Source organism: Mammaliicoccus sp. K-M42 (assembly GCF_022386375.1).
Lineage (GTDB): Bacteria > Bacillota > Bacilli > Staphylococcales > Staphylococcaceae > Mammaliicoccus > Mammaliicoccus fleurettii.
The window spans coordinates 41,317-53,451 of sequence record NZ_JAJNIS010000014.1; the positions used below are offsets into that span (position 1 = coordinate 41,317).

The window sequence follows — 12,135 nt, forward strand, 5'->3', positions numbered from 1 at the left end:
ATAATAGGTGCTATGACGTTATGAATAGGATAAATAACCCGAAGAAGTTTGACAAATAACATGTATGATATTATAGTTGATTACACAACTAATCAACCAATCATGTTATAGGATAAGGAGAATGAATATGAAACCTACATTAAATGATGATACACCTATATTTTTGCAAATTGCAGATATGATTAAAGATGATTTAGTTGAAGGACTTTTGTCTGAAGGTGAACAAATACCTTCCACAACAGAACTTTCAAATTTTTATAATATCAATAGAGCGACGGCTCAAAAGGGTATTACTTTGTTGATGGATGAAGGCATCGTGACGAAGCGAAGAGGAATTGGTGTGTTTATAGCTGAAGATGCGCGCGACAAGCTTGTAAATACACGAATGCAAGATTTCTCAAACACTTATATCCAGAACATGGTTAAAGAAGCGAAGAGACTCAATATAAACAAAGAAGAATTAATAAGAAGGGTGGCTCAAGACTATGACAATCATTGATATTAGAAATATGTCGTTTAAGTACAAGGATGAATATGTACTGGAAGATTTAAATTTACAAGAAGACGAGCCTATGATTATCGGATTATGGGGACGTAATGGTTCAGGTAAGACGACGTTAATGAAACTCATGTCAGGTCAAGAAAAACAGAATTCAGGACAAGTGTCCATTTTAGATTTTAATCCATATAATAATGTATCAGCTTCTAAGCAAATCACATATTTAAGGGAAAACCATTTCTTTGGTAAGACATGGAATGTAAATGATGCTATGAAATTTGCTTCAATGTTTAACGATAATTGGGATCAACAAGAAGCAGATTATTTAATTGATTTATTCGAGTTACCAAGAAAGAAAAAAATTAAGACTTTTTCTAAAGGTATGCAATCTATGGTTCAGTCTGTAATTGGATTAGCAAGTCATGCACCAGTTACGATGTTAGATGAGCCAACAAACGGTTTAGATGCTTATATGAGAAAGGTATTTACTAAAGCACTTAGAGAATCATTTGAAGCAGATCCAAGATATATCTTGATTGCTTCTCATCATATTAAAGAAATTGAAAAAATATGTGAAAAACTAGTTGTCATTTCTGAACATCATGTGAAATTAAACGAACCTATAGAATATTTTCAATCTAGAGGAGCAATATTGGTTGGTAAGTTAGAAGATATTCAGCAAGTTGTTTCTAATAATGAAGTAATTGAACAATCTACAATTATGAATCAGCATAAAATTATGGCAGATATACCGTTTAATGAAGAATTGATTAAACAATGTAAAGCATTGAATATTAAAGTGGATAAAGCAAGTATTCAAGATTACTTAGTCAATATAACGATGTCAAAGGAGGCTAATAATGGGTGATTTAAGAGGCTCTCTTTCTATAATAGGTAAAGAATTGAAATTACAATTTTATACATTTAGTATCGTACTTCTAGCATTAGCTGTAATTTATTTTATCATTGGCTTCTATATTGAACCATCTGAGTCTTTCAAACCTTTATTATCTGGACCAATATACGGTATATTAGGATTCTTGCCATTTTTCTTGTATGGTGATCCTTTTAAATCAGCCGTTCAACTCGGTTCTACGAGAAAGCAATATATTTTCAGTTTGTGGTTAAGCTACTTTATATTTATTGTATGTTTGTTAGCAGTGCATGAAATCGTTAGCTACTTATTAGAACTTACTGCAAATATTGCAAATAGTAACGTTACATTAATGAGAGTTGGAGATTTCCTACAACATAACAATAGATTCGATAATATGTGGATAGATATCTTATCAGTTATTTTTATTGCTGGTGTTTGTTTCTTCATCGGTGCAATTATGTATCGTGTTGGTATCATTCCAACTTTAATAGGACTATTTTTAATAGGCGTAATAGTCTTTGTATGGTATGTACTTGGAGATTTCACACCATTGTTCAAATGGATATATCATCATATATATGAAATGTTTCATATATTAGGTGCTATCGGAATTCTTTTAGCATTATTAATTTATCCAATACTCATAAATGTTAAATTAAAATTTTAATAATACAATCGAGTACAGGAAGTAAGCACGTTACTCGTGGTAGTATTATTTAAGAATGATATAACTTATAAATAAAGCACCTCGTTAATTTGATTTTATTAATTAAATTAAACGAAAGTGCTTTATTTTTTTGTAAAAATAGATATTGGTAACAATTTTGTAAAATGCTGACGCCTGAGGGAAGATTTTATTCCACTTCAATCATTATTTTCGTTATATATTCATTTTCATTATTTTTAATAACTGAATCGAATACAAATTCTTCATAGACATATTTACCGATTTTTAAATCCATTTCTTCTATTTTTTGTATCAATTTTGAGTACGTTACTTCTATATTTTTATCTAATCCTAGGTGGTAACCAATTAAGTACTGACCTTTTAACGTAATGGTGTTTGTATAATGATTTTTAGAGTTAGGAATTTTAACATATAGGTAACTATAATTATTGTATTCTCCATTTAAAATATCTTTCATATTGGATATAATGCCAATCGGTTGGCTAGAGAATAGGCCATGTGATTTAAGTTCTACAATAAATTGATTAATAGATATTAAAAAATCAAGTTCTGAAGCATTTGCGATATTATCACTTATATAAAATGTTGTTTCTTCGATTTCTTGTAATGTAATGTCATCAAATGGTGTTTGTATAGCTTCTTTAATGAGCTGAATTTTATCGTTGATAATCATTTCATTATATTCTAAATGTTTCTTCTGTTCTTGAATCGTCTTTTTCTGTTGATACATTAAATTTAAAAAGTGTTCTGGTGATTTGTTTTGTGTATATTCTTTGATTTCTTTTAGTGGCATGCCTAATTCTTTTAGTAATGTGATCACACTAATCAGTTCAATTTGTTTTATAGAATAGTAGCGATAGCCAATTTCATTTTTATAATCAGGTTTGAAAAGATTGATTTTATCGTAGTAAATAAGCGTTTGACGACTAACATTTGTTAAGCTAGCAAACTCACTTATAGGTATTTGATTAATTTTTTGCATAAATTGTTCTCCTTCTATTGACTGTATAGTTACTATACACTATAAATTGTATATATTAAAGATTGCAAAACGTTATGAAAATCCAACTAAATGGATTAGAATATAGTGAAAATCAGATAAAATTTGTGAAAGTATTGAATAAGGAGGTCTAAAATGAAGAGTAAGTTAAATGTTTTATATTTTAATATATTTTTAATGTTTTTAGGAATTAGTATCGTAATTCCAGTTTTACCAACGTTTTTAAAGGATTTAGATTTGAATGGTACAGATTTGGGTGTACTTGTAGCAGTGTTCGCATTATTCCAAATGATTGCTTCACCATTTGGAGGACGATTTGCAGATAAATTTGGTAAAAAAATCATTATCATTATTGGCCTCCTATTATTCTCCATTTCAGAATTTATATTTGCGGTAGGTAATTCATTTTCAATACTTTTATTATCAAGAGTATTAGGTGGGATTAGTGCAGCGTTTGTCATGCCAGGTGTAAATGGTATGATCGGTGATTTATCAACACATGAGACTAGAGCGAAGAACTTTAGTTATATGTCAGCAGTAATAAATACAGGGTTTATAGTTGGACCAGGTGTAGGAGGATTCTTAGCAGAAATTTCGCATAGAATGCCTTTTTATTTTGCAGGTGGACTAGGCATAATAGCTTTATTATTCTCGATATTCTTATTAAAAGAAGCTAGTGATGAAGATGAAACACATGAGACACGTAAGAAAAAAGTTAAAGAACCATTTCCATATAAATTGTTTGTAGTACCTGTTATTATAATGCTCATACTTTCATATGGTTTAGCATCAACAGAAACCATGTTCTCATTATATACAGCAGAAAAAGTAGGTTTCGAACCGAAAGATATATCTATCGCCATTACAGGTGGCGCAATAGTAGGGGTTATATTCCAGCTGTTCTTATTTGAAAAGCTAGTAGGAAAAATAGGTGAAATTAAGTTAACATTATTCTCATTAATATATTCGATATTAGTTTTAGGAGCATTCTTAATGGCTTCAAAATATTTAACGGTAATGCTAGTAAGTTTCATTATATTTATTGGATTTGATTTAATCAGACCATCCATGACGAACTACTTTTCAAAATTAGCCGGTAATAATCAAGGTACAGCAGGTGGATTAAACTCGGCAGCAACAAGTGTCGGTAACTTAATCGGACCTTTAGTAGCCGGCGCAGCATTTGATATTAGTATAGATTTTCCATTGTATATAGCAATGGCATTCTTCCTAGTAGCATCAGTAATTATTGTATTTTACAGACCAGATAAATTGAAATTTTAAAAATTAGAGCTGAGACAAATAAATTGTCTCAGCTCTTTTGGTTGGAAAAGGGTATAAAGTAACTCGAATTTATCAAGACAGGTCCAACATGATAAATAGGGTGGGTGAATGTTGCAAGACAGGGCAGACATGATAAATAGAGCCTGTGAATTTATCAAGACAGGTCCAACATGATAAATAGAGCTCGTGAACTTATCAAGACAAGCACAACATGATAAATAGCACGCCAATTGATACCGATTATTCCATTATAATTCCTACAAAAAAACCCTAGGACGCGTATCTTATCAACACGCGTCCTAGGGTTCTACATTTTATATTTGATTTAATGCGTTATTTAAGTCTGCTACTAAGTCTTCTGTATCTTCTATTCCTATAGATAGTCTGATCATACCGTCTGCGATGCCTTCTTTATGTCTAATTTCAGCTGGTATGGATGCATGTGTCATTAAACTTGGTACTGAAATCAAGCTTTCTACTGCACCTAAACTTTCTGCTAAAGTGAATAGTTTAGTATGTTTTATAACTTCTTTTGCTTTTTCTACGTCTGCTACTTCAAAAGAAATGATACCTGGATATCCTGATGCTTGTTCAAAATGTACATCACGGTTAACATGGTCTTCGTTTAATGGGTGGATAGTTTTAACAACGTTGTCGTGATTTTTCAATAATTCAACAACTTCTTTAACGTTACGGTTAATTTGTTCTAGTCTTAAACCTAGTGTTTTAATACCTCGTGTTAATAAGTAGCTATCTTGTGGTCCAAGTATACCTCCAGTAGAGTTCTGGATGAAACCAATTCTTTCTCCAAGACTTTCATTTGCAGTAACAACGAGTCCTGAAACAACATCACTATGACCGCCTAAATATTTTGTTGCAGAATGAAGTACGATATCTGCTCCTAAATCTAAAGGATTTTGATAATAAGGTGTCATAAATGTATTATCAACAACAGTTAAGATGTTATGCTTTTTAGCAACATTGCTTGCTGCTTTAATATCCGTAACTTGTAATAAAGGATTTGAAGGTGTTTCTACGAATAACATTTTAGTTTCTTTTTTAATAGAAGATTCGATATTTTCGATGTTAGTTGTACTGATAAAATCAAAAGTAATGCCAAAGCGTGTGAACACTTTAGTTAAGGCACGGTAAGTACCACCGTAAACATCTGAGTTTATTAAAATGTGGTCACCTTTATCTAATAACATAATAACAGCAGATATAGCTGCCATTCCTGAGCCAAATGCATAACCATTCGTACCATGTTCTAAATCAGCAATTAAAGTTTCCAATGCTGTACGAGTAGGGTTAGCAGTTCTAGAATATTCATATCCTTGTCTTAATTCACCAATAGCATCTTGTTCGTATGTACTCGTTTGGTATATTGGTGTTGTTACAGCTCCAGTATATGCGTCAGTTGTTTTTCCACCATGTATAAGTAAAGTTTTTTTATTCATTTTATTTTCCTCCGTAGTTAAATATATTTTTAGACATATAACGATCGCTACTATCTGGGAAGACAACAACGATATGTCCTTGTTCTATTTCTTTGGAAACTTGTATTGCTGCTTCCAGTGCTGCACCAGATGAGCTACCAGCAAGAATACCTTCATTTAATGCAAGTCCAGACACATTGTTAAATGCATCTTGATCACTAATGACTTTAATGTCATGAATTAAAGAACGATCTAGAAAAATCGGCCACTTTTCAACACCAATGCCTTCAGTATCATGAGAATGTTCTGCTCCACCAGCTAGAATGCTGCCTTCAGGTTCTACAATGATATTATGGACATCATGTTGTTTCATTACTGAAGCGGTTCCTGCAAAAGTACCTCCTGAACCAGCACCAGCAACAAAGTATTTGATGTCAGGACATTGTTCAAGTATTTCTGATGCTAATGTATTTACATAAGCTTGTGGATTTTCTTTGTTTCCAAATTGATTAATGTAATAAGCATTATGATCTTGAGCGAATTTCTTAGCATATTGTTGAGCACCAATCATGCCTTCAGAACGAGGTGTTCTTCTAACATCAGCACCTAAAGCTTTCATTATACTCATTTTTTCTTCAGAAAATCCTTCAGGTGCATAGATAACACAGTTGATATTGTAATGATTAGCTACAATAGAAAGTCCAATACCAGTATTACCAGCAGTAGCTTCTACTATTGTATCCCCAGATTTAAGTTCACCTTGAGTAATTGCTTGTTCAATTAAATGCTTAGCCAATCTATCTTTGATGCTTCCGCCTATGTTATAGCTTTCTAGTTTGGCATATATTTTTACTTTGTCAGTACTGTAATGTTCTAATAGTACGAGCGGTGTATTTCCAATTAAATCAAAAGCCTTCATCCCATTACCCCAATATTAATTATTATAAAACATAGTATTTCAATAAGGATTATATGTGATTAGTTTTTAAAAAGCAAATAAATTAAATTTATTAGAATATTGAAAAAATAGAACGCCCGAACTTATCAAGACAGGTCCAACATGATAAATAGAGCCCTTGAATTTATCAAGACTGGCACAACATGATAAATAGAGTCCGAGAATTTATCAAGACTGGCACAACATGATAAATAGAGCCCCTAAAATATCCCGATATCACCATATTTTCACATTAGTATATTTTTTATACTCAAAACTGTTGACTTTTATTTTTAGCCGCGTTATAGTTATCTCGAAATCGAAATAATATACAGGTAGGTGATGACATGGACCGAACAGAGGAATCATTAAAAGCTTTAGTAGGTATAAAGCGTACGAATGACACGTTAGACCGTATTGTGAAGCAAGATATGAAGAACTATGGTTTGAATATTACTGAATTTGCTGTGATGGAACTTTTGTATCATAAAGGTGATCAGCCTATTCAAAAGGTTAAACAACGTATTCTAATAGCAAGTAGTAGTACAACTTATGTTATTGACCAATTAGTTAAGAAAGCTTATGTAACACGTCGACAAGATACTGAAGATAAACGTATTACGTATGCTGTACTTACTGAAAAAGGGCATGCGCTCATGGAACAGATTTTTCCACAACATGCTGAAACGATAGAGAAAGCATTCTCTATATTAGATGACGAAGAACTTGCTATATTTCGCAGAGCACTCAAAAAGATAAGCGCATTTTCTACTGAGTAGGATTGGCGCATAATTTTTTACATCAAATTATTTCGAAATCGAAATAAAATCAAATATAAAAATAAAAGAGAGAAGGAATTTATAATGAATAACAATGAACTTTTAGGAATCCACCACGTAACAGCAATGACAAATGATGCAGAAAGAAACTATAAATTTTTCACAGAAATTTTAGGTATGCGTTTAGTTAAGAAAACAGTAAACCAAGATGATATTTATACGTATCATACATTTTTCGCAGATGATCAAGGTTCACCAGGAACAGACATGACATTCTTTGATTTTCCAAACAACCCTCAAGGTAGCAGAGGTACAAACTCAATTAGCCGTGCAGCATTCAGAGTACCTAATGATGCAGCACTAGAATATTACTTGAATCGTTTTGAAGAATTTGGCGTAAAACATGACGGTATACAAGATTTATTTGGTAAAAAAGTATTACCTTTTGAAGAAGAAGATGGTCAAAGATACCAATTAATTTCTGACGAATTAAATAAAGGTGTTAAACCAGGTATTCCTTGGAAAAATGGTCCAGTACCTGAAGATAAAGCAATCTATGGTTTAGGCCCAATTGAGATTACAGTAAGTTATTATGATGACTTTAAATCTGTAATGAAACAAGTCTTCGGTATGACACCAATTATGGAAGAAGATGATGTAACACTTCTTGAAGTTGGAGAAGGCGGTAACGGTGGTCAAGTGATTTTAAGAAAAGATGACCAAAGTACAGAAGCAAGACAAGGTTACGGAGAAGTTCACCACGTATCATTTAGATTGAAAGACCATGATGCAATTAAAGCATGGGAAGAAAAATATAATGAATTACGTATTGGTAACTCAGGTAATGTTGATCGTTTCTATTTTGAAGCTTTATATGCAAGAATTGGACATATATTAATAGAAGTTTCTACAGATGGACCAGGATTTATGGGAGACGAACCTTATGAAACATTAGGTGAAAGCCTAGCATTACCACCATTCTTAGAAGCAAAACGTGACTTCATTGAATCTGAAGTTAAACCATTTGATACTAGCAGAAAATAATAATGACATTAAAAGGAGAGGTTCTAATGAAGAAGTTACGACCTGAAGAACTCACACAAAAAGAAAACTATAAATTATTAATTGGTTCTGTCATTCCACGACCGATAGCACTTGTTACAACACAATCTGACAGTGGATTGTTGAATATAGCACCATTTAGCTTTTTCAACATTGTATCTTCGAACCCTCCAATATTGTCTATAGCAGTACAAAGAGTGAACGGTGAACCGAAAGATACAGCACGTAATATTTTACAGAATAAAGAAGCGGTTGTGCATATCGTTGATACAGATAATGTAGAAGATGCGAACCAAACGGCAGCGTTATTAGGTCCGGATGAAAGTGAAATGGATCGCACTGAATTTGAAACTGTAGATTCTGTTGAAGTTTCAGTTCCAGGTTTAAAACAAAGTAAAGTACGATTTGAAGCTGTGTTAAAAGAAGATGTCGTCATTAAAAATGGTGATCAACCTGTATCAGACTTACTACTTTTAGAAATAAAATATTATCATTTCGATGAAGCGATTTATGATAATGGTTATATTATTAAAGATGAATTAGGCGCAGTAAGCAGACTTGCAGGCAATGATTATGCTGAAATCGGTAAAACATTTACAATCGAAAGACCACAATAAGGATGGAGATGAAAAGAATGAATCATATATTTAAACAAGGTGACCAAGGTAAGCCAGTATTCTTGTTATTACACGGTACAGGTGGAGACGAAAGAGATTTGTTACCATTAGCAGAAATGTTAGACCCTACTTATAGTGTATTAAGTGTTAAAGGTGAAGTATCTGAAAACGGTATGGCAAGATATTTTAGAAGATTAGCTGAAGGTGAATATGACGTAGAAGATTTAGAATATAGAGGGAAAGAACTATATCAATTTATAGAAGAATCTGCAAAAGAATATGAATTTAACTTAGAAGACGTTATACCAGTAGGCTTTTCAAACGGATCGAATATCGCAATCAACATTATTTTAAGAGAAGAAACACCTTTCAAAAAAGCATTACTATTCGCACCATTATATCCAGTAGATTTACAAAATAATAATAAAGATTTATCAGACTTTAATGTCTTTTTATCAATGGGTGAAAGAGACCCAATCGTAACAAAAGAACAAAGCGAACGCGTAATACAAATATTTAAAGAACGTAACGCAACAGTGAGTGAAACGTGGGTAAATAGCCATGAAATCACTCAAGAAGCGGTATTAGCAGCACGCGAAATATTATAGTTAGGAAATTGTAAGACTAACCCTAAGACCTCCCCCTTTAATAAACGATACAAAATAAAAAAAGACCCGCCCATCCGAAAGTAAGTTTATCGGATTGGAGAGGTCTTTTTATTTTTATTAAGATGGTACTTCCGTTCTTTTTGGATTGTGCTTTCTTATGATTGCAGCCGAGATTGTGGAAATGCCTCCGAAGATAATAAATCCGATGTACATCCACATCGTGCTATTAAGCTCTATACTATGATTTAAATACAGTAGTTCTCTTAAAGTGTCAGCGTAATGTCTAAATGGATTCCAACCTATCATATAATCTTGATAGAACTGAGGTAACATTTGTTTAGGTAGCATGATGAGTTGCATACTAAAGAATAACAACACCATAAATAATGGTACTACTTTTATACCTAGCCATGTCATAAATCCAAGTATTAAACTAATGAATGACAATATTGCTATGGATATATATAGTGCGATTCGATTAGGATGATCAATTGTGACGTCTAGTATACCGGTTAAGAAATAAATATATCCGAATCCACCAACTAATGCTGTGGCAATGGCAACGCCTAATTGTCCTAATGAAGCAATTATGCGATTTTTCACTGTAATACTATTACTCGTTCTAAATGAGAAGAATAGTAACACAGATCCAACTAATGATGCTAGCCAAACTGGTGTGAACATGAGGAATGGCATATTTCCATTTCCTTGATGTGATTTTACTTTGTTTATATTATTTTTATCAACCTTTACAGGATTTGTTATCCCTTGAATGTCAGAAGGCGCAACGTCTACTTTCATTTTTTCTAAAGTTTGTATGCTTTGTTTAGAGATTTGCATGTTAAGCTGGTCACCAATTGTTGTAAGTATAGTTGTAGCTAATTGTGATCCTTGCATACTTGCACCTTCATTCACAATGATTTCAACTTGCCCTTGCTTAACTTTTACAGGCTCAACTTTGCTTTGACTTTGCATTTTTTTAGCTTGTTCTGGTGGGATTTCACCACTTTTGATTTTGTTTGTCATTTCTTTCATTTTTGCATCTTGAACAGTTTTTTGTACTTTACTCATTGAATCTTTTGAAAAATTCTCATCTAAAATTAATGCGCCGTAATATTTATTGTCTTTAAAACCTTGTTCTAAATCTTTTTTATTATCGACTGTTATCCATTTCACTTTTTCAGAAAGATCTTTATTGTCTTTAATTTTTTCAAAAAAAGATTCTCCGATATTCAATTGCTTATCTTGCATGGTTGTACCTTTATCTTGATTTACAATCGCAATTGGTACAGATTTAGGTTCTGGATTGTATGCTGGAATAAATGCGATTGCTAAAAGTAAAAGAATCGTGATTGCAATAATAGGTGTTAGCCAAAATAATTTCTTTTTAAAAATATTCATAATTTATCTCCTTTTAATGAACATGGTGTTGATTATTAATAACATTGTTTATTATAATGGAATTCAACATATACACAATGGTCAATTAAGAACAATACGTCTATTAATGAACAAAACTTTAATATATGTTCATTAAAAAAAGGAGATTTTAAAATTATGGCAGAAGATCGACGAGTTAGAAAAAGTAAAAAAGCTATTAAAAATGCATTTATACAGTTATTAAAAGAAAAAAATATCGAATATATTACAATACAACAAATTTCAGATTTAGCTGATGTAAATAGAGGAACATTTTACTTAAATTATGAAGATAAATATGCGCTGCTTGAAGAAATGGAAGACGAACAAATTGAAAAAATAAAGAGCTTTGCAGATTTTAGAAAATTAGATATAAATAATCAAAATGCTGAAACCTTTATCGAAGACTTTTCAGAAAAAATTATAAAAAATGTCGTTAGGCATATAAGTGAAAATCTAGAATTTTATCAAATTATATTTAATTTAGAGAGAAAAAGTAAGATTGAAGAACAAATAGCGGACATAGTGAGAAGTAACTTAATGCATTTAATAGGAAATAAAGAAGATGTCTTCGGTATACCAGTCAATTATTATTTAAGTTATGTAATTGGGTCTATGATGTCGATGATAAAATATTGGGTCTCAGACCATGAACAAGTCTCGATAGATGAATTTGTACAATATATTTCAACAATTGCTTCAACCGGACCATTATCCATAATGAAGAGATTAGTAGATGAGAAAAGGGAGAAATAACACTCGAATTTATCAAGATTGACTCGACATGATAAATAGGACGGCTGAATATTGCAAGATAGGGTCGACTAGCAGTCAAGTTCATAATTTTGTGTAATATCTTTAGATGTAATCAACCATTGGTTTTTCTATGGTATTAACAAAATATATATGCTTGGTTTTTAGCTGATATA

13 protein-coding genes are annotated in these 12,135 nt (G+C 31.9%); 9 read left to right on the top strand and 4 right to left on the bottom strand.

Annotated features, from left to right (window positions below):
• The first annotated feature begins 127 nt into the window (after window positions 1–127).
• Genes LQ668_RS08560 through LQ668_RS08570 form a run of 3 tightly spaced genes read left to right on the top strand, consistent with a single transcriptional unit; the run spans window position 128 to window position 2,043 of the window.
• A complete protein-coding gene (locus LQ668_RS08560) occupies window positions 128–499 on the top strand; it encodes a GntR family transcriptional regulator (RefSeq protein WP_107509751.1) in 372 nt (123 codons plus the stop codon).
• Window positions 486–1,367 (top strand): ATP-binding cassette domain-containing protein, encoded by an 882-nt coding sequence (locus LQ668_RS08565; RefSeq protein ID WP_239749830.1) that lies wholly within the window; start codon window positions 486–488, stop codon window positions 1,365–1,367. The genes LQ668_RS08560 and LQ668_RS08565 overlap by 14 nt, the downstream gene beginning before the upstream one ends.
• Window positions 1,360–2,043, top strand: coding sequence for a hypothetical protein (locus LQ668_RS08570; protein WP_218703025.1), 684 nt, complete (start codon window positions 1,360–1,362; stop codon window positions 2,041–2,043). The genes LQ668_RS08565 and LQ668_RS08570 overlap by 8 nt, the downstream gene beginning before the upstream one ends.
• A gap of 187 nt (window positions 2,044–2,230) precedes the next feature.
• Here LQ668_RS08570 and LQ668_RS08575 read toward each other — a convergent pair whose 3' ends face one another.
• Entirely contained in the window at window positions 2,231–3,046 is an 816-nt protein-coding gene (locus tag LQ668_RS08575; RefSeq protein WP_203154157.1) for a MerR family transcriptional regulator, read from the bottom strand.
• A gap of 153 nt (window positions 3,047–3,199) precedes the next feature.
• Between LQ668_RS08575 and norA the strand changes: the two genes are divergently transcribed.
• Entirely contained in the window at window positions 3,200–4,348 is a 1,149-nt protein-coding gene (gene norA / locus LQ668_RS08580) for a multidrug efflux MFS transporter NorA (RefSeq protein ID WP_107509747.1), read from the top strand.
• Between the two features lie 314 nt (window positions 4,349–4,662).
• On the opposite strand, the gene LQ668_RS08585 is transcribed toward norA, so the two are convergent.
• Window positions 4,663–5,805, bottom strand: coding sequence for an aminotransferase class I/II-fold pyridoxal phosphate-dependent enzyme (locus tag LQ668_RS08585; RefSeq protein WP_239747798.1), 1,143 nt, complete (start codon window positions 5,803–5,805; stop codon window positions 4,663–4,665).
• A 1-nt stretch (window position 5,806) separates the two neighbouring features.
• On the bottom strand, window positions 5,807–6,703 hold the full coding sequence (locus LQ668_RS08590) for a PLP-dependent cysteine synthase family protein (RefSeq protein ID WP_239775998.1): 897 nt from the start codon (window positions 6,701–6,703) through the stop codon (window positions 5,807–5,809).
• 365 nt (window positions 6,704–7,068) lie between these two features.
• On the opposite strand from LQ668_RS08590, the gene LQ668_RS08595 reads away from it, so the two are divergent.
• The 4 genes from LQ668_RS08595 (at window position 7,069) to mhqD (ending at window position 9,787) form a co-directional block, all read left to right on the top strand.
• On the top strand, window positions 7,069–7,500 hold the full coding sequence (locus LQ668_RS08595) for a MarR family winged helix-turn-helix transcriptional regulator (protein WP_078358527.1): 432 nt from the start codon (window positions 7,069–7,071) through the stop codon (window positions 7,498–7,500).
• A gap of 84 nt (window positions 7,501–7,584) precedes the next feature.
• Entirely contained in the window at window positions 7,585–8,544 is a 960-nt protein-coding gene (gene mhqE, locus LQ668_RS08600; RefSeq protein WP_119634420.1) for a ring-cleaving dioxygenase MhqE, read from the top strand.
• A gap of 26 nt (window positions 8,545–8,570) precedes the next feature.
• Complete coding sequence (locus tag LQ668_RS08605; protein WP_115337775.1) at window positions 8,571–9,179, top strand: flavin reductase family protein; 609 nt, start codon at window positions 8,571–8,573, stop codon at window positions 9,177–9,179.
• Between the two features lie 17 nt (window positions 9,180–9,196).
• Window positions 9,197–9,787: a methylhydroquinone degradation carboxylesterase MhqD gene (gene mhqD, locus LQ668_RS08610; RefSeq protein WP_239740997.1), complete on the top strand. Its 591-nt coding sequence runs from the start codon at window positions 9,197–9,199 to the stop codon at window positions 9,785–9,787.
• A gap of 117 nt (window positions 9,788–9,904) precedes the next feature.
• Here mhqD and LQ668_RS08615 read toward each other — a convergent pair whose 3' ends face one another.
• The gene (locus LQ668_RS08615) at window positions 9,905–11,188 is read right to left on the bottom strand and encodes a YhgE/Pip domain-containing protein (protein WP_239775999.1); all 1,284 of its coding nucleotides are present in this window, start codon (window positions 11,186–11,188) and stop codon (window positions 9,905–9,907) included.
• A gap of 156 nt (window positions 11,189–11,344) precedes the next feature.
• On the opposite strand from LQ668_RS08615, the gene LQ668_RS08620 reads away from it, so the two are divergent.
• Window positions 11,345–11,962: a TetR/AcrR family transcriptional regulator gene (locus LQ668_RS08620; protein WP_203154162.1), complete on the top strand. Its 618-nt coding sequence runs from the start codon at window positions 11,345–11,347 to the stop codon at window positions 11,960–11,962.
• Window positions 11,963–12,135: the final 173 nt, after the last annotated feature.